Source organism: Hymenobacter sp. BT18 (assembly GCF_012273015.1).
In the GTDB taxonomy this organism is placed as follows: domain Bacteria; phylum Bacteroidota; class Bacteroidia; order Cytophagales; family Hymenobacteraceae; genus Hymenobacter; species Hymenobacter lutimineralis.
Genome location: NZ_CP050954.1, coordinates 846,914 through 872,648, shown reverse-complemented (window position 1 = coordinate 872,648; position 25,735 = coordinate 846,914). Strand labels below are relative to the sequence as shown.

The window sequence follows — 25,735 nt, the reverse complement described above, 5'->3', positions numbered from 1 at the left end:
GGTTAACCAGTAAAAGAAAGCCCCATGCAATGCATGGGGCTTTTTTGGTGAGTGAGTGAGAAAAAGCGCAGGTAATTAATTGGTAGTAGCCGCAGCGGCTCGGATGCAGGTAACCCGGACCGATGGGCCTACCATGCAGATGCTCACGCGGGACTCTGTTTCGTAACTGACGAACACCTGCTCCCCATCTTTCGCGGGGAAGTTCTGCCAGATTTCTCCTGATGGCTCCAGGCGGGAGCCATCGGCCAACTCCAGAACCATTCGGCAGCCATCCAAGCCGGTTAAGTCGCGGGCGGTGGCGAGAGTAGTGCACTCAGGCGTCACAGTGTCGTGGGCACAGCCGGGCAAAACCAGCATAGCCCCGGCGGCTACCAGCACGCCCGGCGTAAGGCGAAGGGTATTGAAGAAGCGCATAAGCAGTTAAAATAGATGGGCTCTTGAAATGAAGAGCCGTGCGGGCTGCTTTGCGTTGCATACGCAAAGCAGCTTATCTATTCCGACCGCAGAACAGTTTGCTTACAGTTGAATAGTAAAGAGCGGTAGTGGCTCCAACTTGGCGTATTTGCCACCCAGTTCGGCAAGCTCTGCCCGGTGTAGCTGGAGGTAGTCGTTGAAATGCTTGGCTGCCTGGTCGTAGCGTACACGGTAGCCCAATACGGCATCGTCGTACTGCTGGATGCCTTCCGTGAGGTTGCGGATGAACTCATCGGGCTGGCCGGCGGCGGGCGAAGCTACGGCGTATACGGCCCGGAGAACCGAGTCCTGCGCGGCATCATAGGCATCGATAAGCGCCGATTCCCGCATGCTCTGCTGGTTGTAGCGCCGCCGAACCAGGCGGTCATTGGCCTGACTAAGCTGTTGTACCTGGGGGCGGTTGGTGCCCGGCTGCTCGGCCAGAGCCCGCAGCACCTGGCGCGTGGCGCTAAGCTTGGCATCGTCACTGGCTATCATTTCGCTCCAGCGGCTGGCTACGGTGTCCTGCAGCACATCAAGCTGCAGCTTGACAGCTTTGGCAGAAGCCGGATCCAGGGGCTTGGGCGTGCGGTTGCAGGCGGCGGCTACGACTACCAGCAGAAAGGCTAGCCAAAAAGAATATTTAGAGGTCATACGACAAGAAATAGGAGTGCGCTAACTAACAACAATTCCGGCGAAAACAAGCCTTGCTCGCCGGGAGTTGCGCTATACCGGCTTAAATTGCTCGAACCCCTGCCGGCAGTCGAGGCAGTAGTGCAGGGCCCGGCACAACGTAGGGCCAAACGGCGAACGAAGCTCCGTATTGTGCGAGCCGCAGTGGGGGCACTCGGCGTACTCCAGGATATCCAGGTCGATGATGCCCTGGTGCGGGGGAGGGGGCGAAAGACGAAACTCCCGCAGGGCCTGCCGGCCGCGCTCCGTCACGTCGTTGCTGCTCCAGGCTTCCTCCAAGGACATGGAAACGGTGTGGTTTGCCACGCCATGCTCGCGCAACACGCGTTCCACGTCTCGCCGCATGTAGTCCATCGCCGGGCACCCCGAAAAGGTAGGCGTCATCCAAACCGATACGTGCCCATCCGGTGCAATCTGCACGCGCCGGATTACGCCCAGGTCCACTAGCGAAACCACGGGAATCTCGGGGTCCTTTACCTCATCAAGCCAGGAGAGAATGGTAGCTTCAGTCATGCGGAGCAAAGGCGGTTCGGGATGAGTAGGAGAGATGAAAGACGATGCTTGCAAGCCAACCTACCAGTCGGCGGTGGGGTCGAGCCGGAATACTTCAGCCATTTCATCCAGCAGGGGCTGCAAAAACTCCGTGTGTACTCCGTGGCGGCCGCCTTCTACGGGGCTGATGGTCGTAACGTCGGGCAACTCCAGAGCCGTCTGGCTGAGCACGCGGCTGATGTTCTCCAGCCATTGCTGCCGCAGCGCATCTTCGCCAATGAAAATGCCTTCGGCAATAATTGCCGGTTCCGCTTCCGTTTTCTCAAACAAAGCCAAGGCGTAGGGCAGCGTCAGGTCGAGGGCAGCCTGCAGCTTTTCAATAGCCTCGTCGGTGCTGGTGCCCAGCTGCCGGATCCAGGTATTGGCGTGCAGCACGTGGTATTTCAGCTCGCCTTTCAGCTTGCGCGCCACCTGGGCCAACGGTTCGTAAGAACTAGCCGTGAGGGCTTCGAAGCGTAACAGCTCGGCATGGTCGAAGAGAAAGTGCCGCATCAGCGAAAAGGCGTAATCCCCAATCGGCAGCTCCACCAGCTGGCAGCAGTGAAACTGGCCCGCATTGCGGGTGAAGGCCACCGTGTCGGGCTCGGCTTCGCCCAGTTCGTGGAGCAAGGAATACAGTTGCAGGGCGTGGCCAAGCTTGTCCTGGGCCATGGAAGAAAAGGCAATGTCCTCTTCCAGAATAGGGCCTAAGCCATTCCACTCAGAGTTGCGGTGGCCCAGGATCAGCTGGTCGTCGGCCAGCCGGTAAAGCAGGTCTTTTTTGGGGTCAATCATGGATGGTAGCAGCGGAGCCTAACTTTTTAAAGGAAGCAGAAGCCGGGAAGAGAATACGAACTCAGGAATGCTCCTGCTTGAACCGGTCAATGCGGTCCTGCACTTTATAAGCAATGGCGTCGCGGTACTTTTTCTCCGGGGTAGTGCTCCAGATGTCGCGGTCTTCCAGCTCCGAGGTGAGTACGTCGGCGCGGCGCATTACCCACACATTCACCACGGGGCGCTGCTCGCCGAAAGCCCGTTTCGCCTGCTCCAGGGCGTCAGCTGCCGACGTGGCCTGCACTGCTCCTACGTGCGTGTGCGCTTTTCCGCGTTTCTTAAGGTGAAAGATCAGGTAGTCTTCCGACTCGGCCGGGACACCGGGAGCCTCCGGGGCGGGAGTCGGCACCACGTCGTACACCGATTCCTGGTCGCCCACGTAGCGGGTAAGGCTGATGGCACTGGTGGGCACTACCCACATGCCGGAGCAGGCCGCGCGGCGGCTGTACTGCTCTTTGGCAAAGAGAAAGGCTACATCGGCCGAAGGGGCGTGCACCGGGCCTACGTAGCTGAAAGGGGCTCCGTCCTTCTTCTGGTGAAAGACTTCGTAGGTTTCAAACTGGTCGAAGGCTGCTTTGGGCTGCAGGGCAGCGGGCGCATCGGGGAGGGCCAGGCGGGCAATGCGCGGGTCGAGGGAAGAAAGCATCGGGGAGTAATTAAGAATTAAGAATTAAGAATTGAGAAATTTCGCCCAGCGCAATACGCCGGCCTACCTCCCCATTCCTAATTCTTAATTCTTCATTCTTAATTAAATTAAGCCAGCGGGCGTACAGCCTTGGGCGCCTGGCGCTTGGCTTGCAGAGCCCGGCGCACCCAGGCCCCGTTTTCCTCGGCGGCCCGGCGCACGGCCAGGCGCTCCTGGTTGCAGGGCCCGTCGCCGTTGATGACGCGGCGCAGCTCTTCCCAGTCGGGCTCCGTGTATTCCCACTTTCCGGTTTCTTCGTTTTTGCGCAGGTTGGGGTCCGGAATGGTCAGCCCGATTTCCAGGATCTTGGGCACGTACATGTCCAGGAACTGCTGGCGGCAGTCGTCGTTCGACGCCATTTTCACCTTCCAGCGCATCAAAATCTCGGTGTGCTGGCTGGCTTTGTCGGCGGGGCCAAAAAACGTCATGATCGGGGGCCACCAGCGGTTCAAAGCCTCCTGCATCATGCGGCGCTGAACAGGCGTGCCGGTCGCCATGTGCACTACGGCATCGTGACCATACTTCAGGTGGAAGCTTTCCTCGGCGCAAATCCGCTCCAGGGCCCGGCAATAGGGACCATAAGACCCCCGGGCATTGGCCATTTGGTTGACAATGGCGCCAGCGTCGATCAGCCAGGAAATGACGTTGGAGTCGGCCCAGGTAGGCGTGGGGTAGTTGAAGACGTTGGAGTACTTGCTTTTCCCCGTGATGAGGTCCGTAAGCATTTCCTCCCGCGACTTGCCCAGCGTCTCGGCCGCCGAGTACAGCAGCTGCGCGTGGCCTACTTCGTCCTGCACCTTGGCCATCTGGGCCATTTTGCGGCGGAAGCCCGGCGCCCGGGTAATCCAGGTGCCCTCCGGCAGCGACCCGATGATTTCGGAGTGCGCGTGCTGCTCAATCATGCGAATGAGCTGCTTGCGGTAGAGCGCCGGCATGTAGTCGTCGGGCTCAATCTTCTCGCCCCGGGCTATGCGGGCTTCAAATTCGGCCAGCAGCTGCGGGTCTTCGTTTTCGAGGCCGGTAGATGCCTGGGCGGGAATGTCGTGGGTGCTGACGGAGCCGTACATAACTGGGTGGGGATGGAAGCGTGAGAGAAAGGAAACTAATAAGCTAAACCGTCGAGAAGCTGATCGGTTAAACGCTGAGCAATCTGGTCGGCCGTGAGAGGGCCATCGGGGCGGTACCAGCTGGGCAACCAGTTCAAGCTGGCCAGCAAGGTCAGTGCCGCAAACGCGGGGTCGGGGGTGTACAGGGCGCCGGTTTGTACACCCTGGGCAATCAGCTCCCGAAACTCGGCCTCGTACTGCTGCCGCAGGTGCTGAAACTCCGTGAGGGCCGGCTCGCTGAGGTGGCGCCACTCGTGCAGAAAGACCGTCGACGCCGCCGTATCCTGAATCAGCACGCGCACGTGGTTTTCGATGGCGCGGCGCAGCTGCCCGGCGGGAGTAGCGGGCAACTCGGTTTGGGCAGCGCGCAGGCCGCCCATAAATGACTCGGCCAGGCCAAAGCAGATGCGGTGCAGGATTTCTTCCTTGGAGCGGATGTGGGAGTAAATGCTGCCGGCCTCTATGCCCAGGGCAGCGGCCAGTTCCCGCATGCTGGTAGCGGCAAAGCCGCGCCGCCGAAACAAGTCGGTGGCGACCTGGTCGATTTGGGCCTTGCGCGAGAGAGGAGTGGCGGCTGTTTCCATAGGGCTGCTGGGTAAACAAAGATAAGATTCCGAACGTTCGTTAGCAAATGCAACTGTCAACGGGGTAGTATACAGAAATTCCTGTTAGCGTATAGTTTGGTCTTTGTATTATCCCGATTTCAAACGGGGAGAAACCAGAAACCGACCGTATCTTTGAGCCGGTTTGTACATTCATCCATTGCTCCATGAAAAAACATTACGCAGTACTTTCAGCCTTACTGCTTGCGGCGTCAACGTCGTTTGGGCAGGCTAATGAGTTGTTCTTTTCGGAGTATAACGAAGGCGCCCATCAGAACACCTTTGCTTATCCCGAAACGAACCCCATCAAATCAACCGGTAATGAGCGGACGGTAGAAATCTTCAATCCTACGAAATCTACCGTTAATCTGAATGCCTATTCTGTACGCCGTTACTCCAATGGCTCGACTTCGGTAACCGAAGAAGAACGCCTGATGCGCAGCAGCGGCGAAAACGTGCTGCTGCCCGGCGAAGTATTCGTGTACGCTAACCTGACGGCTAGCCTTTCGGATATTCTCACCGTGGCGGATCAGCTGAGCGCGGCCTACCAGGTCAGCGGCCCCAACACCATCAAAACGGGTGGTGTGGCTTTCTTCAACGGCAACGACGCCATTGCCCTGGTGCGCTACCCTAGCGGCACGGCCGGCGTAGGGGCAGGCGTAATTGTAGACCTGATTGGCGTAATTGGGGAAAACCCCCTGAATGCGGCTGGCACGGGTGACGGCAACTGGAGCGGCGCCAACAAGGAAGCCGATGGGGTTAAGGAGGATGGCACGCCCAAAGTATACGTTACCTCGGCCAACCAGTCCATCGTTCGTCGGCCCAACGTATCGGGTGGGGCCTTCACCAACCCCTTGCCCCAGAACGTACCCGGCTCCAACCCGCCCACCCGCAACCCCGGCGGTTACAACATCGCCGATACCTGGATGATGTACTCTACGGCCTTCAACGGTCCGGATGGTTCCAGCAACCCCGGTGGTCAGGACTACTCCCGCCTGGGTTCCCACGAGTACGACTTCGACCTAGGCACGTACAGCACCACGCTGAAAACGCTCGACAAATTCAACACGGGCATCAGCATCTACCCCAACCCTGCTCAGGGCGGCAAGGTGACGATTTCGCTCCGTAACGTGAAGGTGGGCCGTATTACGGTCCTCAACAACCTAGGCCAGCGCATTTCGGTGCAGCCCCGCAACCAAGCGGATGCTAACCTGACCCTGGACGTATCGAAGCTGAAAGCCGGCCTGTACTTTGTGCAGTGCACCAGCACCGATGGCCAAATCACGGTGTACAAAGAGCTGGTGATTAAATAACCGCCAGTTACTGCAATTGCCAAAGCCAAGCTTGCTTTACAGCTTGGCTGCTAAACACGGTGCCGCTTCCTGAAACAGGGAGCGGCACCGTGTTTTATGGCAGCACTGCGTGTAGCCCTGAAGCCCGCTATCTTTGCCTCGAAACAGCGTTGCGGCATATCAAGCTGCGGCTGATGTTCCTTATCATAATACGCAGTACCATGAGCGACGTGACGCCCTTAGATAAAGTAGGTGAGTTTGGCCTGATTCGGCGAATCCAACAAACCGTGCAGCTCCATCAGCCCAGCACCATTCTGGGCATCGGCGACGATGCGGCTATCCTGGCGCCTACGGCCGGGCAGGAGGTAGTCGTCAGCACCGACCTACTGGTGGAAGGGGTGCACTTCGACCTCACCTTCTGTCCTTTAAAGCACTTAGGCTACAAAGCGGTGGCCGTAAACGTGTCGGATGTAGCGGCCATGAACGCCCTGCCTACCCAGATTGTGGTGGCCCTGAGTGTGCCGTCCCGCTTCTCGGTGGAGGCCGTAGAGGAACTCTACGAAGGCATTCGACTAGCCTGCGAGGCCTACAACGTAGACCTGGTGGGTGGCGACACCACCGGCAGCCGTAGCGGGCTGACCATCGGCATCACGGCCCTGGGCACCGCCGAAGCCGGCAAGGCCGTGCGTCGCAGTGGCGCTGGCCCCAATGATTTGCTCTGCGTGACCGGCGACCTGGGCGGGGCCTACCTGGGCCTGCAGGTGTTGGAGCGCGAAAAGCAAGCCTGGCAGGCCGACCCCGAAACGCAGCCGGAGCTCAGCAAATACCCCTACGTGCTGCAGCGCCAGCTTCGCCCCGAAGCCCGCATGGATGTGGTGCACGAGCTGCGCGACCTGGGCGTGGTGCCCACCAGCATGATTGACATTTCCGACGGGCTGGCCTCCGAAGTCCTGCACCTGTGCGCCGCCAGCGGCACCGGGGCCCGCGTGTTCACCGAAAACCTGCCCATTGCCAACCCCACGCTGGAAGTAGCTGAGGAGTTCAACCTCGACCCCATCATGTGCATGCTCAACGGCGGCGAGGACTACGAGCTGCTTTTCACCGTGCCCTTGTCGGCCCACGACAAGATCAAGAACCACCCCGATATCACCATCATCGGCCACATGGTGGACAAGAGCGAAGGGGCTAACCTCATCACCAAAGCCGGCCAGCCCGTTCCGCTCCGCGCCCAGGGCTTCAACCACTTCGACCACTGATTTCACGGATTTTTCGCGGATTTCACGGATTTTGTGGCTGATCGAAAACAAGAAAGGCTTGCCAACTGGCAAGCCTTTCTGCGTTACAGAGTAGTTGAGGAAAGCGGACGAGCGTAGACCACAAAATCTGTGAAATCCGCGAAAAATCCGTGTAATCAGTGGTCAGTCTTCCGGGTAGGGGATGTAGACGAAGTTGGTGAACTCCTCGTCGAGCACGAACAGGCAGCAATACTCGTTGGCGTCACGGTAGGTGTTTTGGAAGGCTTCGATGCCGTCCTGGCCCACGATGCCCTGCTGCACGAACAGCTCCAGGTAGCTGGCGAATACGTGCCACTCCAGGTTCAGCTCGTCGGCGTTGATGAGCAGGCCGCCCAGGGGCACCTCCTGGCGGGCAAACACAAAGATGGGATACTTGGAAATATCCCGCTTGCGGATCTGCGAGGAAGCTTCGCTCAGTGTATCGGAAACGGTAGCAAAGTCCTTGGTGATGGTGCCTAGGTATTTGCCGTTCAGTTCGGGGTCGTTGGTGTAGTCCATGGAATGAGCTTTATGTTAGTCTGACAGGCTTCCACAATGAGTAGAAAGCCGTGCCATAGACGAGTCCGTTAATTGCTGCGGCAGATATTAATATGAAGTTTAGGTGCTGCATATCAGCCTCTGAATAATTTCGAAAAATGATAGTGAAGAACGATATAATAAATATTGTTAACCCATATATGCACATAGCTAAAGCAAACTGGAAGAGGCTTAGTCTATTATGCAGAATCTTAATATATTTTCTGGGCAACTGTATGCAAAAGACATTGTAAGCCAAACTCACAAACCAAGAGAGGCAGGCAAACCATAATATGTCTTTTCCCAGAGAATAATCTGTAAAACAATATATCCCTATCAAAAAAGATACTTGCATAGCTATCCAGCCTGTAATAAAGGCTGAGAAAGAAGCAAGGGAGTAGCTATTCATAATCAGTTACACTACCGCAGCTCCAGCAGCACCACATTCTCCACGTGGTGGGTGTGGGGGAACATGTCCACGGGCTGCACTTTTACCACTTTGTAGGCTTCGTCCAGCAGCTCCAGGTCGCGGGCCTGGGTGCCGGGGTTGCAGCTGACGTAGACGATGCGGGGGGCGCGCATTTCGAGCAGGCGGGCCACTACGTCGGGGTGCATGCCGGCGCGGGGCGGGTCGGTGATGACCACGTCGGGGCGGCCGTGCTTTTGGATGAACTCGGCGTTGAGCACGTCCTTCATGTCGCCGGCGTAGAACTCGGTGTTGGTGGTGCCGTTGATTTCGGAGTTGATGTAGGCGTCCTTCACGGCCGATTCCACATACTCCACGCCCACCACGTGCCGGGCCTGCCGGGCCACGAAGTTAGCGATGGTGCCGGCCCCGGTGTAGAGGTCATAGACTAGCTCCGAGCCGGTGAGCTGGGCGAAGTCGCGGGTGATTTTGTAGAGGTTGAAGGCCCCGTCGGAGTTGGTCTGGTAGAAGGATTTTGGGCCGACGCGGAAGCGCAGGCCTTCCATTTCCTCGTGAATGTGCGGCTCGCCCCGGTAGCACACCACCTCCAGGTCGTGGAAGGTTTCGTTGCCCTTGTCGTTGAGCACGTAGTTGAGGGAGGTGATTTGCGGGAACCGCTCGTGCAGGAAATCCAGCAGCGGAAACAGCGCGTCGTGGGCGTAGTAGCACTGCAGAATCACCATCAGGTCGCCGGTGTTGGCCGTGCGGATGATGAGGTTGCGCAGGAAGCCTTCCTGGGTCACGAGGTTGTTGAAGGGCAGCTCGTGCTCCAGGGCGTAGTCGCGCACGGCCAGCCGGATCTGGTTGCTGGGGTCGGGCTGCAGCCAGCAGTGGTTGATGTCGAGAATCTTATCGAAGCGGCCGGGGGTGTGGAAGCCCAGGACGCGCCGCTCGTAATTGTGGCCGCTGTTGATCTGCTCGTTGGTGAGCCAGCCGTTGTGGCTGAAGGTGTACTCCAGCTTGTTGCGGTAATACGTCTGGTCGGGCGAAGGCTGAATCGGCAGGATTTCGGGCAGGGCTACTTTGCCGATGCGCTGCAGGGTGTCGGCCACCTGCTGGTGCTTGAACTTGAGCTGGGTATCGTAGCCCAGGTGCTGCCACTTGCAGCCCCCGCAGGTGCCGAAATGCTCGCAGAAGGGCGTTACGCGTAAAGCGGAATACTTATGAAAGTGCGTGGGCACAGCTTCCAGGAAGTTCTTTTTGGCCTTGGTCACGCGCAGGTCCACCACGTCGCCGGGGGCTACTTGCGTCACAAAGATGACCAGGTTCTCGCGGCGCACCAGGCACTTGCCCTCGGCCACCATGTCGGTAATTTCGACTTCGCGGAGCAGCTCCGCGGGAATGTTTTTAACGGATTTCCTCACGGGGACAAAATTAGCGGATAATGCCCGGAGCTGCATAAGATAAGCTGGCCGGGCGGGCGGTTTACCGCAAAATCAGCGCCTATCAGGCTGGAGCCTGCGTCGATGAGCCGTGAAGAGAGAGGCAAGCGCCTGTGTAAAGTGTTTTTCCGTTTGCCCACCATATCAGTGCCCTTCGCATCTTCCTATAGCTTTGTGCTCATGAAAGGAAAAGTAGTGCTTATTACCGGCGGTACGTCGGGCATCGGGCGGGCCTGCGCCGTGGTTTTTGGGCAGGCAGGCGCCAAAGTGGTTATCACGGGTCGCAACGAAGCGCGCCTGCGCGAAACGGCCGCTGAGCTGCAAAACTTAGGTATCGAATACCGCACCGTTCGGGCCGATGTAGGCAGCGAGGCTGATTCGCAGCGGGTTGTAGCCGAAACCGTAGCGGCTTTCGGCCGACTGGATGTGCTGCTGAACAACGCGGGCATTTCCATGCGGGCCCTGTTTCAGGATGCCGACCTGGAGGTTATTCGCCAGCTCATGCAAACCAACTTTTTCGGCACTGTTTATACCACCAAGTTCGCGCTGCCCCATATTCTGGCTACCAAAGGCTCTATCGTGGGGGTGAGCAGCATTGCCGGCTACCGGGGGTTGCCGGGCCGCACGGGCTACTCGGCGTCTAAGTTCGCCATGCAGGGCTTCCTGGAAGCGTTGCGCACGGAGCTGCTGCCCCAGGGCGTGCACGTGCTGGTGGCCTGCCCCGGCTTCACCGCCTCCAACATCCGGAACGTGGCCCTGGCCGCCGACGGCACGCAGCAGGGCGAGTCGCCGCTGGATGAGGGCAACATCATGAGCAGCGAGGAAGTAGCCGGCCATCTGTTGCGCGCCGTGCAGCAGCGTCGTCGCGACTTGGTACTTACCACTCAGGGCAAGCTTACGGTATGGGTGAACAAGCTGCTGCCGGGCCTGGCCGATAAGCTGGTGTTGAGCCACTTCCGCAAAGAGAAAAACTCCCCCTTGAAGTAGCCCGATGCGCAACCTGCTGCCGCTGGCTATTCCACCACCAGCAGGTTGCGCTGCCGGATATACGCCTGGCGCCCCCGCCAGCGTACTTTATACCAGATATCCTGGGTGCCCTCCACCGCCAGCCGGTCGCCGGCAGCGGCTACGGTCAGCCACGTGGCACCCGCTCCCGGCCCACTCATGATGGCGGCCCGGGGCCGGCATACCAGCCCCACCTGCTCCGGCCCCAGTAGGTTGACGATACCCTCCGCCAGCAGCAGAAAGCATCCGAAAGCAACCCACCAGCCCGAAGCCACTGGTCGCCGCTTCAGCAGCCGCCACAGCAGCACGGTGCCAGTAGCTACGGCTACCGTCAGCACGGCCTGCAGTAAGTAGGTGTAGTAGCGCTGCACACTGACCCGGGCCGCCTGCTGCCACGACGCGCTGTAGCCTTCCAAACGATTGGCCTGCGCCAGTTCGGTCATTTTATACCAGGTAGCGGTGCTGGGGCGCCGGTGCTGCAGCACCGATAAGTAGTAAAGCGCCGCCGGATACTGCCCGCGCTGCTCCTGGATGTAGGCCATGCGAAGCAGCTGCCGCGTGCTGGCAAGCTGATTTTGCCGCTGCAGGTTCCGATAATGCGAATACGATTGGACCGGCAAGCCCAACTCAAACAGGGAATCGGCTTTTTGCAGGAGTTGTCTATCTTTTTGGGCCAGAACTGGTTGGCTCAAAAGAAGACAAAAAAGAAAAAAAAAGTACAGTTTTTTGAGCAAAACGTTTGCAGGATACGGCAAGGCCCTCTACTTTTGTGCCACAATCAGCGAATAACCAACGCCGGTTGCAAAGTAAATGATTCTGTAGCTCAGCTGGTAGAGCAATACACTTTTAATGTATGGGTCCTGGGTTCGAATCCCAGCGGAATCACTAAAAACCCTCCTGGCGCGCTGCCAGGAGGGTTTTTTATTTTGTGCAAGGTATCAAAATAACCATTGTTGCTTATTGCCCCGCCGATGGGCCCAACCCGGGCGGCCGTTGGCGCCAGCTCCAGTGTCAGCTCAAACCAACCTCTGATAGGTTATTAGGAAACTTAGGTCAGCCCGGTAAGCAGTAGCGTCTCATAGGGGTGCCGTAATTACCGCAGGGGCTGTTGGCTACTCTTTGCGTGCACGAAGGGCGAAGGCACGACGCACTGGCAGTGCTCGGCCACCGCTCACCTAGCTATCAGCCGGCCCCGGAGCATGCCCATACCGCAGGTAAACTCGTAGCTGCCGGCTTTCTCAGGTCGCAACTCAATCAGCGTGGTCTGGTAAGCCGGCAGCTCACGGCGAAGGTTAAAGTCGGGAAATAACACTTCCTCCGAGCAGCCGTTTTCTTCGGCGCGGTAGAAGCTTAACTGCACGGGTTTGCCGCATTCTACCTCGATTGTCTCGGGAGTATAGCCACCTTTTACCATGATGGTTACTGCCTGCACCCCGCCCGAGGCGGCCTGAGCCCGGGCCTTTGGGCGAGTGGAAAAGAAGAAGTACCAGACCACCAACGCGGCCAGGGTTATTCCGGTCGCGGTGACCAGGATTTCGGGTATATCCATGTGGCGCTAAGAATGAGAGGGAGAAAAAGCACGCAGGCGCAGGGAATTTGTCAGCACCGACACCGAGCTTAGGGCCATGGCGGCGGCTGCCAGCATGGGCGAAAGCAGCAGGCCGAAGAATGGGTAGAGAAGGCCCGCCGCTATGGGAATACCCAGCGCATTGTAGATAAAAGCAAAAAACAGATTCTGCCGGATAACGCGGATGGTTTGCCGGCTGAGCTCAATGGCCGTTACCACCCCCTGCAAATCGGAGCGCATGAGCGTGATGCCTGCGGCTTCCAGCGCCACATCGGTGCCCGTGCCAATGGCCAGCCCGATGTCGGCCTGGGCCAGGGCGGGCGCATCGTTGATGCCGTCACCTACCATGGCCACCACACGCCCTTCCTGCTGCAGCTCCTGCACTTTGCTGGCTTTGTCCCGGGGCAGTACTTCGGCAAAGTACCGGGTGATGCCCACCTGCCGGGCCACCTGGGCGGCCGTGTGTGGGTTGTCTCCGGTCATCATCACTACCTCAATGCCTTGCCGCTGCAGCCGCTGGATGGCAGCGGCCGAAGTTTCGCGCACGGTATCGGCCACCCCGATCAGAGCTACGGCCAGGCCATCCACGGCCACGTACAGCACCGTTTTCGCTTGCGTTAATAGCTGCTCGGCCTGGGCCGACAGTTCAGATGGGAGGGGTATAGCTGCTTCGTGCAACAAGCGTTGGTTGCCGATAAGCACCACCTGGCCGTCGACCGTAGCGCTGGCGCCTTTGCCTTCCAAAGCCTGGAAGCCCGTGGCGGCCAGGAGCACAGCCGAGCCCGCCTGCGCGTGGCGCACCACGGCCGCCGCCAGTGGGTGCTCACTCTGGCGCTCTACCGCCGCTACCAGCTGGAGCAGCCGGCTGGCATCCTGACCGGGGGCCACCACGTCGGTTACGGCCGGCTCACCGCGGGTGATGGTGCCGGTTTTATCGAGCAGCACGGTGTTGACCTGGTAGGCTTTTTCCAGGGCTTCGGCGTTGCGGATGAGCACTCCGTGCTCGGCGCCTTTGCCCGTGCCTACCATGATGGCGGTGGGCGTAGCCAGCCCCAGCGCGCAAGGGCAGGCAATGATGAGCACCGCCACAAAGTTGACCAAAGCCAGCGGCAGGCGCGTAGCCACTGGCGCCAGGTCAAACCAGAGTACAAACGTGAGGAGGGCAATAACGACCACCGTAGGCACAAAAATGGCGCTGACTTTATCGGCCAGTCGCTGAATGGGGGCACGGCTGCCCTGAGCGTCTTCCACCAGTTTTACAATCTGTGCCAGCAGGGTATCGGCGCCTACTTTGGTTACGCGGAATCGGAAGGAGCCGGTTTTGTTGAGCGTAGCACCGAATACGGCGTCACCGGCTTTTTTTTCCACGGGCAGGCTTTCCCCCGTCAGCATCGCCTCGTCCACGGAGGAGCGCCCGTCTTCCACCACGCCATCGGTAGCTACTTTCTCGCCGGGGCGTACCAGGAGAATATCCCCCAGCTGCACTTGCTCCAGTGGAATGTCTACTTCCTCCCCGCCGGGCCGCACGAGGCGGGCAGTTTTGGCCTGCAGGCCCAGCAGGGCTTTCATGACGGCGGAAGTCTGCGTCTTGGCGCGCATTTCGAGCACCTTGCCCAGCAGAATGAGGACAATGATGGTGGCCGTGGTGTCGTAGTACACCTCCGGCATAATGCCCTGGCGCATAAACCAGCCCGGTACGACGGTAGCAGCCACACTGTAGAAGAAAGCAGCCCCGGTGCCCACCGCAATAAGCGTATCCATGTTGGCGGCCCGGTGCCGGAAGCTGTTCCAGGCTGAGGAGTAGAACTCACGCCCGCTGTACAGCAGTACCGGCAGCGTGAGGATGAGCAGGCCGTAGTTCAGTGCCTGCATGTTGATGCGGGCCATTATAGCGGGCCAGAGCATAAGCATGCTCAGCGGCATGATGAGGGCGGCCAGCCCCAGCGCCACCCAGAAGCGGCGTTTGAGCTTTTGATAGGCCTGGGCCTTCTGCCGGTCGATTTCCGCCTGGCGGTCGGTGGCACTGGTAGCGGGGGCACGCTCCGTCACGCCGTAGCCGGCACTAATCACGGCTTCCTTCAGGCTGGCGGGGCTGGCTTGCGTGGGCAGGTAATCAATGGTGGCTTTTTCCGTGGCAAAGTTTACCACGGCGCGCTGTACGCCGGGCGTGCGGCTAAGCGACTTTTCCACGAAGGCCGCGCAAGAGGCGCAGGTCATGCCTTCGATATCGAGGGTTTCTGTTTTGGTGGCAGGTTCCATAAGAAAGGTAGCGTGGCCGTAAAGCTGTCTAAACTGCCTAGGCAGCACGTAAGCTCACGCAACAAAGGAACGAACTGATCCGGCCCGGGTTGGTACGGAATCTTCCCATAATCTTGCATAATTCACTCCTGCCCTAAAAGTAGCGGCCTTGGGCATCAGCGAGCCTGAGCCGGCTGGTTTCACGGCTTGGGCGCCCCTCAACGCGACGATACACGACTTCCCGTTTTTTTCTCATTGTCCTGTGCTCGGGCTACTTGCGGCTGACCAGCTGCGCCAACAAGCCCGCCGAAACAACGCCGCCAGTTCCGCAACTCGGCCCGACCCGGGAGCAGGGCACTCGGCCCACAGGGTGGGCATGGGCCTCAACTCCTGCTAAACGACCAACCGGTGGAAAAGCAGGAGTTTAAGGACCGGCGCAAAACGGCGCTGAATAGTAGAGCCGCCCGGAGCGTTCATTGCAGGCTATTGACTGCAATGAACGCTCCCTGGTTTTTCGGCGTAGCCGTCACGTGGGAGCGGGCTGCGGTAGGGGATGCGGAAGGCTACTCTTCCGCCTCGGTCAGCATCCCTGCAGGCCAGTGCTGCATCAGGCTGGGTAAGCTGCCTTCAATCCAGTCGGCCAAATCCCGGACTTTGGCGGCTGCTTCCTGACCTAGGGGCGTGAGGCTGTACTCCACGTGCGGGGGCACCACCTCGTACGCTACGCGCTTCACCAGGCCATCGGCTTCCAGCCACTGCAGCGTCTGGGCCAGCATCCGCTCACTAACGCCCCCGATCAGGCGGCGCAGCTCACTGAAGCGACGGGTATTTCCTTCCAGAGAAATCAATACCAACACGCCCCAGCGGCTGGTCATGTGCTTCAGAATGATGCGGGAGGGGCAGGCGGCGGAAAGCAAGTCCCCGCGCAGCAGTTTTCCCGATAACCCTTCCTGCCCGGCTCCCGAAACTATTTTCACTTTTTTCATACTAACCTTTCTGTGCGTACTTACTTTTGGTAAGTATAGGAAGTAATTTTGGCTTTTCCATCACTTCTTAGCTACCGTATCATGCTCATTGCCATTACCACCGCCACTGGCCAGCTCGGCCGCCTCGTTGTTGAGCAGCTCAAATCCCAAGTACCCACCGACCAGCTAGTAGCCCTGGTGCGTACGCCCGCCAAGGCCACCGACCTGGGGGTTGCCGTCCGGGAAGCCGACTACAGCCGGCCCGAAACCCTTGCGGCGGCCCTCGCCGGCGTCGACACTTTGCTGCTGATTTCCTCCAGCGAAATAGGCCAGCGCGCCGCTCAGCACCGCAACGTAATTGAGGCGGCCCGCCAGAATGGGGTAAAACATATTGTGTACACCAGCCTGTTGCACGCCGACGTCTCGGAGTTGAGCTTGGCCGATGAGCACCGCGCTACCGAAGAAACCCTGAAAAGCGCTGGGATTCCCTACACGCTGCTGCGCAATGGCTGGTACACCGAAAACTACACCAACTCTATTGCCGGCGCCCTGGCAGGCGGCGCATTTATTGGCAGCGCCCAGGAGGGTAAAATTTCGGCAGCCGCCCGCGCCGACTTTGCCGCGGCGGCAGTAGCTGTGCTGACGAGCCCCGGCCACGAAGGCAAAACGTATGAATTGGCCGGCGACGACTCCTTCACGCTGGCCGAGCTGGCGGCGGAAGTATCCCGTCAGACGGGCCGCGACCTGCCGTACCGCGACCTGCCCCGAGCCGATTATGCGGCCGCCCTGGCTGGATTTGGGCTGCCCGAAGGTCTGGCGCAGGCCATTGCCGGTTGGGATGTGGCCGCCGCTCATGGGGCCCTGTTTGATGAAAGCCGGCAACTCTCGCGGCTGATTGGGCGCCCCACCACACCACTGGCTACTACCGTAGCCGCTGCCCTGCGCTAACTTAGTGTTGGTTGAAGCCCAACAAGTTTCAAGAAGGCCCCGCTTATTTGGCGGGGCTTTTTCGTGCATTACAACAGCTACAGCCTTGCCTACAGGAAAGCATAAACTTAAGTGAAGCAACTAAGGGTGTTTTGCTTACTGATAATTTGCTGATTTATAAAGGGAAATGTCTGAGAAAAAAGAAAAAGAAGTTAGGGAAGATCTACTTAGTTGATATATCAACTATTATTGTATCAAACAAGATGCTATGTTAGTTGATACCCCCACGCAAAGCCTGCTGTATACCCTTGAGCAAGCCATCAAAACCTACCGTAGGCTTTGCCAACACAACGTTGATGCCGTGATGAGCGACCTGACCGTAGACCAGGCCCTGACGTTGATTGTGCTGGATAAGCACCCGGAGCTTAGTCAGCACCAACTGGCGGAGCGGGTATTCAAGGACAAAGCCTCGATTACCCGCATCATTGATCTGCTGATTAAAAAGAACCTGCTCACCCGGCACCTGCACGACACGGACCGCCGCAAGTTTGCCTTGCGAATTACGGTTCAGGGCAGAGATATTCTGGCTCAGCTGCGCGACACCATACGGCTTAACCAGCGCACGGCCCTGGCGGGCCTGACGGAGGCCGAGTTGCAACAGTTCGAGCAGGTACTGCTTAAAATCATCGGAAATTGCGCGCTACCGAAATGAAGCAGCTCCTCTGGTGCCTGATGCTCGGCTGGTGGCTGGGTCTCAATAAAGCGTCAGCGCAGCCCACGGTGCAGCCACGGCTAGCCGCCTACATGCAGGCGCAGGCTGCCGTCAACCACTTTGCCGGGGTGGTGCTCATTACCCGCCACGACTCGGTGCTGCTACAGCAGGCATACGGCTTGGCCGACTACGAATGGGCCACGCCCAACACCGTAGATACCAAGTTTGCCCTGGCCTCCATTACCAAAACCTTCACGGCGTTGGCTATTCTGCAGTTGGCGGAGCGGGACCAGTTACAGCTTACCGATAAGCTCAGTAAGTTTTTCCCCGGCTTCCCCAACGGCGGCGCTATTTCCCTGCACCAGCTGCTGACGCATACCGCGGGCCTGGCCCTCGACTTTGAAGCGCAGTACCTGGATTATACGAACGTTTCCCGCGACTCTGCCCTGGCCGTAATCCAGCGCCTGCCCGTGCAGTTTGCCCCGGGCGCGCGGGTAGGCTACAGCAACGTGGGGTACTACCTGCTGGGGCAGATTATTGAAAAGGCCTCGGGCCTCCCGTATGGCGAATACCTGCAGCGCCATATCCTGGATGTGGCTGGCATGACCAGTACCGGCCTGAACAGCAACACCGTCCTGGTTCCCCAACTGGCCCGCTTGTATTACCAGGAAGGGGAGAGCTTCGTCAAGAACCCCTACATCAACTGGGGCCTGAACGTGGGGCACGACGGGCTGTACTCCACTGTGGGCGACCTGGCCCGGCTGGACCAGGCGCTGCGCGGCACGCAACTGCTCTCGGAAGCCTCCAAGGCCCTCATGGCCACGCCCCACAATCAACGGTTTGCGGGCAACGGCTTTCTCGACCGGTATGGCTATGGCTTGTTCGTGAATCCGTACTACAACCACGGCCATGCCCTGCTCACGCACAGCGGGGGCTTTTTTGGGGCCATGACTACCTGGGACCGGTACCCGGAGGATGATATTCTGGTGACGGTGCTGTCTAACAACGAGGCCGAGTCAAACTGGATCAGCTACGGGCTGGCGGGCATCTTATTTGGCAAAGACGTGGAGTTGCCCTACGTCCACCGGGCCATCAGCGTGGCGCCGGAGCAGTTGGCGGCGCTGGCGGGGCAGTATAGCAGCGTAACTATCCGCTATGCCAACGGTCAGCTCTATTTGCAGGACCTGAACACGCCCTTGGTGCCGGAGTCTGGGCGGAAGTTTTTTCGACCGGATAAGCCCGACCGAACCGTGGAGTTTCTGATCAACAAGCGCGGAAAAGTAGATGGCCTAAGGCTAACGAAAGGTGGGGTGAAGGAGCCTATCCAGAGAAAAAGCCGGACCCGCTAAGCAGTTTTTCCTGTTCCTTTCCATTGAACGGCAGCCACGACAGGTTCGTATTGCCCACTCGTGCTGGTTATCATCAGCTAACTTGCTGGATAGGTAAGCCGAACCGACGTTCAGCAACCTGTTTCTGATACATTTCCTTTTTAAAGCCTGCCTGATGCACCATCTGCTTTTTCGGTCGCCGCTGATACTGCTCCTGCTGAGTGTAATCGGTAGCCTTGCTGCTTATGCCCAGGCACCCGCCGCGCCGCTGGCCATTGGGCAGACGTTTACACTAGAATCGGCTACGCTGGGAGAAACGCGCCGCATCAACGTGTATTTGCCCGCGGCCTACACCGATTCCGCTACCTCGCGACTCCCGGTGCTGTACATGCCCGACGGGGGAATGGCCGAGGACTTCCTGCACGTGGCCGGCCTGGTGCAGGTGGGCACCGGCAACGGCACCATGCGCCCCTTCATCCTGGTGGGCATCGAGAATACCGCGCGCCGGCGTGATATGACCGGGCCGACGACAAACGCGGAAGACCTGAAAATAGCCCCGCGCGTGGGCGGGTCGGCCGCCTTCCGCAAGTTTATCCGCACCGAGCTGATGCCGGCCATCCGCCAACGCTACCGCACTACCCAGGAAACCGCCATTGTAGGCGAGTCACTGGCGGGCTTGTTCGTGGTGGAAACGTGCTTGCTGGAGCCCGACCTGTTTGACACCTACCTGGCCTTCGACCCGAGCGTGTGGTGGAACAACGGCAGCCTAGCCGAGCAGGCCGGTAGCCGACTGAGCAGCTACACAGGGCCAGCCAAGACGCTGTATGTGGCTTTCAGTAAGGATGCCCTGGGGGCACCCACTACACGCCGCTTTACGGCAGGCCTAAAAAGTGCCCGGCCGGCGCTTACCTGGCACTACAAGGCCATGCCGGAAGAAACCCACGCCACTATTTATCATCCGGCGGCTTTGCAGGCCTTTCGGCTAGTATTCAAGCCCGGTAAGACGGCGGCTACTAAGTAGGCGCGGCTAGAATTCTTCGCGGTAAACCGACAAATAGTAGAAAATAAGAGGCTTCATCCGGTCTTCATGGGTCTGGGGGTTGTTTTGTGCCGTTCACATTGGAAGGCACTTACTGCGCTTTATGAAAAGAAGATTTCTGCTCACGCTCATGAGCGTGGGTATCGTGTACGGGGCGAGTAGCTGCGCCGAGAAGCATGAGGCCAAAGAAGAAAAGGTAAAGTATCTGGTAACCAGTCCGCTGCAGCAGGATACGACCATCACCAAGGAGTACGTGGCCCAGATTCACGCCTTCCAGCACATTGAGGTGCGGGCGTTGGAGAAAGGCTACCTCCAGAAAATCTTCGTGGACGAAGGACAGCGCGTGCAGCAGGGGCAGCTCATGTTCCAGATCATGCCGCTGCTCTACCAGGCCGAGCTGAAGAAAGCCGAGGCCGAGGCCAAATACGTGAGCATCGAGTACCAGAACACGAAAAAGCTGGCCAGCGGCAACGTCGTGTCCAGCAACGAGCTGGCCCTCTCGGAAGCGAAGCTGGACAAGGCCCGAGCGGAAGTTGACCTAGCTAAGACCCACCTGGGATTCACCACCATCCGGGCGCCGTTTACCGGCATCATGGACCATTTCCAGGCCCGGCTAGGCTCCCTGGTAGACGAGGGCGACCTGCTCACCACCTTGTCGGATAACAGCAAGATGTGGGTGTACTACAACGTGCCTGAGGCCGAGTATCTGGCCTACCAGGCCCACGCCAAAGCCAGCGACAAGGCCGCGCACGTGCGCCTGCGCATGGCCAACAACGAGGAATTTGACCAGACCGGCGTGGTGCAAACCATTGAGGCCGACTTCAACAACGAAACCGGCAACATTGCCTTCCGGGCCACTTTCCCGAATCCTAAAGGCCTGCTGCGCAACGGCGAAACGGGCTCGGTGCTGATGACGGTGCCCCTGAAAAACGCCCTCATCATTCCGCAGAAAGCCACCTTTGAGGTGCTGGAGAAGAAGTACGTGTTTGTGGTGGGCAAAGACAACGTGGTGCACCAGCAGGAAATCGGCATTGCCTCGGAAATGCCCGACCTGTACGTCATCAAATCCGGCATCACGGCCAACGACCGGATTATGCTCGAAGGCCTGCGCAAAGTGAAGGACGGCGACAAAATAGCCTCCACGTTTACCGCCCCGCAGGGTGTCATCTCGCACCTGAAAGTATCTGCCGAGTAGGACACAGCCTGAAGTAGCCTTTCGTGCTGCGCGAAGCCAACGCATTTCCCTCGCCTTGTTTTCCCGATTGAGGTAGCCTGAGACAGACGTGCTCCGGCTCCGCTCGGCATGACCTTTTCCACGAAAAGAACAGCCATTCTATGTTCAGTAAATTCATTCGACGGCCGGTTTTTGCCATCGTCATCTCGGTGTCCATCCTGCTGATGGGCGCGCTGGCCATCTTCCAGCTGCCTACCTCGCAGTTCCCGGAAATCTCGCCCCCGCTGGTGATGGTGAGTGCCTCGTACCCCGGGGCTAGCGCCAAGGTACTGACCGAGTCGGTGCTGATTCCGCTGGAGCAGGCCGTAAACGGCGTGCCCGGCATGAAGTACATGACCTCCGACGCCGTATCGGCCGGCGAGGCCAACATTCAAATCGTGTTCAACCTGGGCACCAACCCCGACCAGGCCGTGGTGAACGTGAATACCCGCATTGCGCAGGTGCTCAACCGCCTGCCGCTGCTGGTGCAGCGCGAGGGCGTGATTGTGAACCGCGTGGTGCCCAACATGCTGATGTACGTGAACTTGTACTCGAAAGACAAAAACACGGACATGAAGTACCTGTTCAACTTTGCCGGGGTGAACATGATACCCGAGCTGCAGCGCCTCAACGGCATTGGCCGCGCCAGCATCCTGGGCAGCCGGCAGTACGCCATGCGCGTGTGGCTCAAGCCCGACCGGATGCGCGCCTACAATATCTCCGTCGACGACGTGATGAAGGCCCTGGAAGAGCAGAGCGTGATTGGCTCCCCGGGTCGTATCGGCCGGGCCGATGGCAAAAGCGCCCAGTCCCTGGAGTACGTGCTCAGCTACCAGGGCCGCTTCAACGACGTGGAGCAGTATAAAAACGTGATTCTGCGGGCCAATTCCAACGGGGAAAGCCTGCACCTGCGCGACGTGGCCAACGTGGAACTGGGCTCGGAATACTACGACATCTACTCCAACCTGAACCAGTATCCCTCGGCGGCTATTGTGCTCAAGCAAACCTACGGCTCCAACGCCTCGGACGTAATTAAAGAAGTGAAGGCCAAGCTGGAGGAGCTCAAGAAAACGAGCTTCCCGCCCGGCATGGACTACAAAATCACCTACGACGTGTCGAACTTCCTCGACGCCTCGATTGAGAACGTAATCCACACCCTGCGCGACGCCTTCATCCTGGTGGCCCTGGTGGTGTTCCTATTCCTCGGCGACTGGCGCTCCACGCTCATCCCGGCCCTGGCCGTGCCCGTGTCGTTGGTAGGATCCTTTATGGCCATGCAGGCCTTTGGGCTCACCATCAACATGATTACGCTGTTTGCCCTGGTGCTTTCGATTGGCATTGTGGTGGACAACGCCATTGTGGTGATTGAGGCCGTGCACGCCAAGATGGAGGAGGAGCATCTTTCGCCCTACAACGCGGTGCGCCTCGTGGTGGGCGAAATCAGCGGGGCCATCATCGGCATCACCATCATGATGACGGCCGTGTTCATCCCGGTGTCGTTCATGAGCGGCCCGGTGGGCATTTTCTACCGGCAGTTCTCCATCACCATGGCCACGGCTATTGTGATTTCGGGTCTGGTGGCGCTGACTTTGACGCCGGTGCTCTGCGCCATGATCCTGAAAAACCACCACGGCCAGCCCAAGAAGCAGACGCCCCTGCAGCGTTTCTTCGACTGGTTTAACCGCGGCTTCGAAAAGCTTACCAACGCCTATACCGGTCTGCTGCAGCGCATTGTGGCAAACCGCGTGGTCACCTTTGTAATGCTCATTGCTTTTGGGCTGGGCATCTGGGCCATTACGGCCAAGCTGCCGGCGGGCTTTATCCCGAGCGAAGACCAGGGCCTGATTTACGCCATCGTGCAAACCCCGCCGGGCACCACGCTGGAGCAAACCAACGCCGTGTCGCAGCGCCTCGCGGGCCTAGCCAAGGACATTCCCGGCGTGGCCAATATTTCCTCGCTGGCGGGCTACGAAGTACTCACCGAAGGCCGCGGCTCCAACGCCGGTACCTTGCTGCTTGACCTGAAGCCGTGGTCAGAGCGCAAGGAGTCCATTGCTGAAATTATCGAAAAGCTGGAGGAAAAGGCCCACGAAATTCCGGGCGCGACCATCGAGTTCTTCGAGCCACCAGCAGTACCTGGCTACGGCGCGGCGGGCGGCTTCCAGCTCCAACTGCTCGACAAAACCAACTCCGGCGACTACAAAGCCCTGGAAAAAGTGAATGCCGAGTTTATGGCCAAGCTCAAGAAGCGCAAGGAGCTAACCGGCCTATTTACTTTCTTCTCGGCCAACTATCCGCAGTACGAGCTCAAGATTGACAACGACCTGGCCATGCAGAAGGGCGTGAGCATCGGCAACGCCATGAACACCCTGTCGGTGCTGGTAGGCTCCACCTACGAGCTGGGCTTCATCAAGTACCAGCGCTTCTTCAAGGTGTTTGTGCAGGCCTCGCCGGAGTACCGCAAGCTGCCCGAAGACGTGCTGAACATGTGGGCCAAAAACGACAAAGGCGAAATGGTGCCCTTCTCGGCCTTCATGAAGATTGTGAAGACCCAGGGTGCCAACGAAATCAACCGCTACAACATGTACACCACGGCCTCCATCCGCGGCGGCGCAGCTCCCGGCTTCAGCTCGGGCGAGGCCATCAAGGCGGTGCAGGAAGTGGCCCAGGACCTGCCCCACGGCTACGACATCGACTGGGGCGGCTTGTCGAAGGACGAAGTAGGCCGCGGCAACGAGTCGACCATCATTTTCCTGGTCGTGCTGGTGTTCGTGTACCTGGTGCTGGCCGCGCAGTATGAAAGCTTCCTGCTGCCGCTGGCCGTTATCTTCTCTCTCGTAGCGGGCGTGTTCGGGTCCTTCCTGTTCATTAAGATATTTGGCTTGGCCAACGACATCTACGCCCAGGTGGGCCTGGTCATGCTCGTCGGGTTGCTGGGGAAAAACGCGGTACTGATTGTGGAATTCGCGGCCCTGAAGCACGAGGAAGGCATGAGCGTCCGCGACGCGGCCATTGAAGGCGCGCGGGTACGTTTCCGCCCCATCCTGATGACGTCCTTCGCATTTATTGCCGGCCTGATTCCGCTGGTGGTAGCTACCGGCGCGGGAGCAATCGGCAACCGTACCATTGGCTCCTCGGCCCTGGGCGGCATGCTGTTCGGCACCGTGTTCGGGGTAATCATCATCCCCGGCCTGTACTACTTCTTCGGCACGCTGGCCGGCAACAGCAAACTGATTCGGGACGAAAACGAAGCCCCCATCCTCGAAGGCGTAGAGCCCCGCGTGCAACTGGAAGAAATGGAGCCTTATGCTTAAGAAACGCTTGTATAACTACCTGGGCGCAGCAGGCCTGGCCCTCGCGGTAGGAGCCTGCAAAACGCCCCAGCTGGCCGTAAAAAAGGAAAACCGTGCGGTGCCCGTGAGCTTCACGGGCGCCGCCCCGGACTCGGCCAGCAACACCGGCAAGGTGCGGTGGCGGGAGTTCTTCACCGACCCCAACCTCGTTGCCCTCATTGACACGGCCCTGCAACGCAACCAGGAGCTGAACATCACCCAGCAGGAAATTGACATTGCCCGGCAGGAAGTGCGCGCCCGCAAGGGCGAGTACCTGCCTACGGTAGGCCTGGGCGTGCAGGCCGCCGCCGACCGGGTGGGCCGCTACACCCTGCAGGGTGCCACGGAGGAAAACGTACCCATCCACGAAAAGCCCACCCCCGACCCACTGACGAACTTCCAGGCCGGGGCGTTTGCCTCCTGGGAAGTGGACATCTGGCACAAGCTGCGCACCGCTAAACAGGCGGCTACCAACCGCTACCTGGCATCGGTGGAAGGGCGGAACTTCACCGTGACCAACCTGGTAGCGGAAATTGCTACCTCGTACTACGAGCTGCTGGCCCTCGATAACCAGTTGGCCATTCTGCAGCAGAACATCGGCATTCAGACCAATGCGCTGAAGGCCGTGCGCCTGCAGAAAGATGCGGCCCGGGTGACGGAGCTGGCCGTGCAGCGCTTCGAGGCCCAAGTGCAGAACACCACCAGCCGCCAGTACCTGATTCAGCAGCGCATTACGGAAACGGAAAACCGCATCAACTTCCTGGTGGGGCGCTACCCGCAGCCGGTAGCGCGCAACGCGCAGAACTTTACCGACCTGGTGCCCAAGGTCGTGCAAACCGGCGTGCCGGCCCAGCTCCTGCAAAACCGCCCCGACATCCGGCAGGCCGAGCAGAACCTGACGGCCGCCAAGCTCGATGTACAGGTGGCCCGCGCCAACTTCTACCCGCGCCTGAGCATTGATGCGGGGCTTGGGCTGCAGGCCTTGAAGCCCGGGCTGCTGCTGAATGCGCCGGAGTCGATGCTGATCATGCTGGCGGGCAATGTGGCGGCTCCGCTCATCAACAAGAACGGCATCAAGGCCCTGTACTACTCGGCCAACGCGCGGCAAACCCAGGCCGTGTACAACTACGAGCGGACCATCCTGAATGGCTACATCGAAGTTGCCAACCAGCTGGCCAACATCAGCAACCTACAGAACAGCTACAAGGCTAAGGCTCGGGAAGTACAGGCGTTGAACACCTCCATTAATATCTCCAACAGCCTGTTCAATTCGGCCCGCGCCGACTACACCGAAGTCCTCTTCACCCAGCGCGACGCCCTGGAATCAAAGTTTGATTTGATTGAAACCAAGATGCAGCAGCTCAACGCCTCGGTGAACGTGTACCGGGCCCTGGGCGGCGGCTGGCAATAACCAGTGAACTGTGCTACCGGCACGGGGTATCGGCTGAGACAACCAGCCGGTACTCCGTGCCGGTTTTGTATGGGTGGCTGCCGAGGTTTTCGGCAGCGCAGCGTTTACCTAGCGTCTTCGCTCGGCCGCCGTATCTTCCGGCC

General features: G+C 59.1%; 23 protein-coding genes and 1 tRNA gene. 11 read left to right on the top strand and 13 right to left on the bottom strand.

Features of this window, described 5'->3' with window-relative positions; genetic code table 11:
- Positions 1-75: 75 nt before the first annotated feature.
- The 7 genes from HER32_RS03620 to HER32_RS03590 all read right to left on the bottom strand — a co-directional run bounded on the left by HER32_RS03620 (position 76) and on the right by HER32_RS03590 (position 4,886).
- Positions 76-414, bottom strand: a complete 339-nt coding sequence (locus HER32_RS03620) for a hypothetical protein (protein ID WP_168680609.1) — start codon at positions 412-414, stop codon at positions 76-78.
- Positions 415-516: 102 nt separating this feature from the next.
- Positions 517-1,107, bottom strand: coding sequence for a hypothetical protein (locus tag HER32_RS03615; RefSeq protein WP_168680607.1), 591 nt, complete (start codon positions 1,105-1,107; stop codon positions 517-519).
- Between the two features lie 72 nt (positions 1,108-1,179).
- Entirely contained in the window at positions 1,180-1,659 is a 480-nt protein-coding gene (gene paaD, locus HER32_RS03610; protein WP_168680605.1) for a 1,2-phenylacetyl-CoA epoxidase subunit PaaD, read from the bottom strand.
- Positions 1,660-1,719: 60 nt separating this feature from the next.
- Positions 1,720-2,472 carry a 1,2-phenylacetyl-CoA epoxidase subunit PaaC gene (gene paaC / locus HER32_RS03605; protein WP_168680603.1) on the bottom strand — a complete coding sequence of 251 codons (753 nt, stop codon included), beginning with the start codon at positions 2,470-2,472 and terminating at the stop codon, positions 1,720-1,722.
- Positions 2,473-2,533: 61 nt separating this feature from the next.
- Complete coding sequence (locus HER32_RS03600; protein ID WP_168680601.1) at positions 2,534-3,157, bottom strand: phenylacetic acid degradation b; 624 nt, start codon at positions 3,155-3,157, stop codon at positions 2,534-2,536.
- Positions 3,158-3,264: 107 nt separating this feature from the next.
- Positions 3,265-4,263, bottom strand: a complete 999-nt coding sequence (paaA, locus tag HER32_RS03595; protein ID WP_149069047.1) for a 1,2-phenylacetyl-CoA epoxidase subunit PaaA — start codon at positions 4,261-4,263, stop codon at positions 3,265-3,267.
- 35 nt (positions 4,264-4,298) lie between these two features.
- Positions 4,299-4,886, bottom strand: a complete 588-nt coding sequence (locus tag HER32_RS03590; RefSeq protein ID WP_168680599.1) for a TetR/AcrR family transcriptional regulator — start codon at positions 4,884-4,886, stop codon at positions 4,299-4,301.
- Positions 4,887-5,071: 185 nt separating this feature from the next.
- Here HER32_RS03590 and HER32_RS03585 point away from each other — a divergent pair, with 185 nt between their 5' ends.
- Together HER32_RS03585 and thiL are read left to right on the top strand one after the other, a co-directional pair.
- Positions 5,072-6,217, top strand: coding sequence for a T9SS type A sorting domain-containing protein (locus HER32_RS03585; protein ID WP_168680597.1), 1,146 nt, complete (start codon positions 5,072-5,074; stop codon positions 6,215-6,217).
- Positions 6,218-6,390: 173 nt separating this feature from the next.
- Positions 6,391-7,452, top strand: coding sequence for a thiamine-phosphate kinase (gene thiL, locus HER32_RS03580; RefSeq protein WP_410503891.1), 1,062 nt, complete (start codon positions 6,391-6,393; stop codon positions 7,450-7,452).
- A gap of 162 nt (positions 7,453-7,614) precedes the next feature.
- Here the strand turns inward: thiL and HER32_RS03575 are convergent, their stop codons facing one another.
- Entirely contained in the window at positions 7,615-7,989 is a 375-nt protein-coding gene (locus tag HER32_RS03575) for a hypothetical protein (RefSeq protein ID WP_168680596.1), read from the bottom strand.
- Between the two features lie 438 nt (positions 7,990-8,427).
- Entirely contained in the window at positions 8,428-9,837 is a 1,410-nt protein-coding gene (gene rlmD, locus HER32_RS03570) for a 23S rRNA (uracil(1939)-C(5))-methyltransferase RlmD (RefSeq protein ID WP_410503890.1), read from the bottom strand.
- A 198-nt stretch (positions 9,838-10,035) separates the two neighbouring features.
- Here rlmD and HER32_RS03565 point away from each other — a divergent pair, with 198 nt between their 5' ends.
- Positions 10,036-10,842, top strand: coding sequence for an SDR family oxidoreductase (locus HER32_RS03565; RefSeq protein ID WP_197748868.1), 807 nt, complete (start codon positions 10,036-10,038; stop codon positions 10,840-10,842).
- A 26-nt stretch (positions 10,843-10,868) separates the two neighbouring features.
- Here HER32_RS03565 and HER32_RS03560 read toward each other — a convergent pair whose 3' ends face one another.
- Complete coding sequence (locus HER32_RS03560; protein WP_149069052.1) at positions 10,869-11,552, bottom strand: hypothetical protein; 684 nt, start codon at positions 11,550-11,552, stop codon at positions 10,869-10,871.
- Between the two features lie 120 nt (positions 11,553-11,672).
- Here HER32_RS03560 and HER32_RS03555 point away from each other — a divergent pair.
- Positions 11,673-11,745, top strand: a tRNA-Lys gene (locus HER32_RS03555).
- A 286-nt stretch (positions 11,746-12,031) separates the two neighbouring features.
- Here HER32_RS03555 and HER32_RS03550 read toward each other — a convergent pair.
- From HER32_RS03550 to HER32_RS03540, 3 genes are all read right to left on the bottom strand, one after another.
- A complete protein-coding gene (locus HER32_RS03550) occupies positions 12,032-12,409 on the bottom strand; it encodes a cupredoxin domain-containing protein (RefSeq protein WP_149069053.1) in 378 nt (125 codons plus the stop codon).
- Positions 12,410-12,415: 6 nt separating this feature from the next.
- Complete coding sequence (locus HER32_RS03545; RefSeq protein WP_168680594.1) at positions 12,416-14,686, bottom strand: heavy metal translocating P-type ATPase; 2,271 nt, start codon at positions 14,684-14,686, stop codon at positions 12,416-12,418.
- Positions 14,687-15,228: 542 nt separating this feature from the next.
- Positions 15,229-15,651, bottom strand: a complete 423-nt coding sequence (locus HER32_RS03540) for a winged helix-turn-helix transcriptional regulator (protein ID WP_168680592.1) — start codon at positions 15,649-15,651, stop codon at positions 15,229-15,231.
- Between the two features lie 81 nt (positions 15,652-15,732).
- Here HER32_RS03540 and HER32_RS03535 point away from each other — a divergent pair, with 81 nt between their 5' ends.
- From HER32_RS03535 to HER32_RS03505, 7 genes are all read left to right on the top strand, one after another.
- Positions 15,733-16,578, top strand: coding sequence for an SDR family oxidoreductase (locus tag HER32_RS03535; protein WP_168680590.1), 846 nt, complete (start codon positions 15,733-15,735; stop codon positions 16,576-16,578).
- Positions 16,579-16,825: 247 nt separating this feature from the next.
- Positions 16,826-17,269, top strand: a complete 444-nt coding sequence (locus tag HER32_RS03530) for a MarR family winged helix-turn-helix transcriptional regulator (RefSeq protein ID WP_168680588.1) — start codon at positions 16,826-16,828, stop codon at positions 17,267-17,269.
- Positions 17,266-18,618, top strand: coding sequence for a serine hydrolase (locus HER32_RS03525; protein ID WP_168680586.1), 1,353 nt, complete (start codon positions 17,266-17,268; stop codon positions 18,616-18,618). Before HER32_RS03530 ends, HER32_RS03525 begins: the two co-directional genes overlap by 4 nt.
- A 154-nt stretch (positions 18,619-18,772) precedes the next feature.
- Positions 18,773-19,618, top strand: a complete 846-nt coding sequence (locus tag HER32_RS03520; protein WP_168680584.1) for an alpha/beta hydrolase — start codon at positions 18,773-18,775, stop codon at positions 19,616-19,618.
- A gap of 121 nt (positions 19,619-19,739) precedes the next feature.
- Positions 19,740-20,831 (top strand): efflux RND transporter periplasmic adaptor subunit, encoded by a 1,092-nt coding sequence (locus HER32_RS03515; protein ID WP_168680582.1) that lies wholly within the window; start codon positions 19,740-19,742, stop codon positions 20,829-20,831.
- A 140-nt stretch (positions 20,832-20,971) separates the two neighbouring features.
- On the top strand, positions 20,972-24,163 hold the full coding sequence (locus HER32_RS03510; protein WP_168680580.1) for an efflux RND transporter permease subunit: 3,192 nt from the start codon (positions 20,972-20,974) through the stop codon (positions 24,161-24,163).
- Positions 24,156-25,592 (top strand): TolC family protein, encoded by a 1,437-nt coding sequence (locus tag HER32_RS03505; RefSeq protein WP_168680578.1) that lies wholly within the window; start codon positions 24,156-24,158, stop codon positions 25,590-25,592. The genes HER32_RS03510 and HER32_RS03505 overlap by 8 nt, the downstream gene beginning before the upstream one ends.
- The last annotated feature ends 143 nt before the right edge of the window (positions 25,593-25,735 follow it).

What these genes read in the sequence shown, in the direction of transcription:
- HER32_RS03620 (WP_168680609.1), bottom strand. Translation starts at nt 414, where the DNA reads ATGCGCTTCTTCAATACCCTTCGCCTTACGCCGGGCGTGCTGGTAGCC.
- HER32_RS03575 (WP_168680596.1), bottom strand. Translation starts at nt 7,989, where the DNA reads ATGGACTACACCAACGACCCCGAACTGAACGGCAAATACCTAGGCACC.
- HER32_RS03525 (WP_168680586.1), top strand. Translation starts at nt 17,266, where the DNA reads ATGAAGCAGCTCCTCTGGTGCCTGATGCTCGGCTGGTGGCTGGGTCTC.
- HER32_RS03510 (WP_168680580.1), top strand. Translation starts at nt 20,972, where the DNA reads ATGTTCAGTAAATTCATTCGACGGCCGGTTTTTGCCATCGTCATCTCG.
- paaA (WP_149069047.1), bottom strand. Translation starts at nt 4,263, where the DNA reads ATGTACGGCTCCGTCAGCACCCACGACATTCCCGCCCAGGCATCTACC.
- paaD (WP_168680605.1), bottom strand. Translation starts at nt 1,659, where the DNA reads ATGACTGAAGCTACCATTCTCTCCTGGCTTGATGAGGTAAAGGACCCC.
- HER32_RS03520 (WP_168680584.1), top strand. Translation starts at nt 18,773, where the DNA reads ATGCACCATCTGCTTTTTCGGTCGCCGCTGATACTGCTCCTGCTGAGT.
- thiL (WP_410503891.1), top strand. Translation starts at nt 6,391, where the DNA reads ATGTTCCTTATCATAATACGCAGTACCATGAGCGACGTGACGCCCTTA.
- HER32_RS03530 (WP_168680588.1), top strand. Translation starts at nt 16,826, where the DNA reads ATGTTAGTTGATACCCCCACGCAAAGCCTGCTGTATACCCTTGAGCAA.
- HER32_RS03515 (WP_168680582.1), top strand. Translation starts at nt 19,740, where the DNA reads ATGAAAAGAAGATTTCTGCTCACGCTCATGAGCGTGGGTATCGTGTAC.
- HER32_RS03585 (WP_168680597.1), top strand. Translation starts at nt 5,072, where the DNA reads ATGAAAAAACATTACGCAGTACTTTCAGCCTTACTGCTTGCGGCGTCA.
- HER32_RS03550 (WP_149069053.1), bottom strand. Translation starts at nt 12,409, where the DNA reads ATGGATATACCCGAAATCCTGGTCACCGCGACCGGAATAACCCTGGCC.
- HER32_RS03600 (WP_168680601.1), bottom strand. Translation starts at nt 3,157, where the DNA reads ATGCTTTCTTCCCTCGACCCGCGCATTGCCCGCCTGGCCCTCCCCGAT.
- HER32_RS03565 (WP_197748868.1), top strand. Translation starts at nt 10,036, where the DNA reads ATGAAAGGAAAAGTAGTGCTTATTACCGGCGGTACGTCGGGCATCGGG.
- HER32_RS03540 (WP_168680592.1), bottom strand. Translation starts at nt 15,651, where the DNA reads ATGAAAAAAGTGAAAATAGTTTCGGGAGCCGGGCAGGAAGGGTTATCG.
- HER32_RS03545 (WP_168680594.1), bottom strand. Translation starts at nt 14,686, where the DNA reads ATGGAACCTGCCACCAAAACAGAAACCCTCGATATCGAAGGCATGACC.
- HER32_RS03535 (WP_168680590.1), top strand. Translation starts at nt 15,733, where the DNA reads ATGCTCATTGCCATTACCACCGCCACTGGCCAGCTCGGCCGCCTCGTT.
- HER32_RS03615 (WP_168680607.1), bottom strand. Translation starts at nt 1,107, where the DNA reads ATGACCTCTAAATATTCTTTTTGGCTAGCCTTTCTGCTGGTAGTCGTA.
- HER32_RS03505 (WP_168680578.1), top strand. Translation starts at nt 24,156, where the DNA reads ATGCTTAAGAAACGCTTGTATAACTACCTGGGCGCAGCAGGCCTGGCC.
- HER32_RS03590 (WP_168680599.1), bottom strand. Translation starts at nt 4,886, where the DNA reads ATGGAAACAGCCGCCACTCCTCTCTCGCGCAAGGCCCAAATCGACCAG.
- paaC (WP_168680603.1), bottom strand. Translation starts at nt 2,472, where the DNA reads ATGATTGACCCCAAAAAAGACCTGCTTTACCGGCTGGCCGACGACCAG.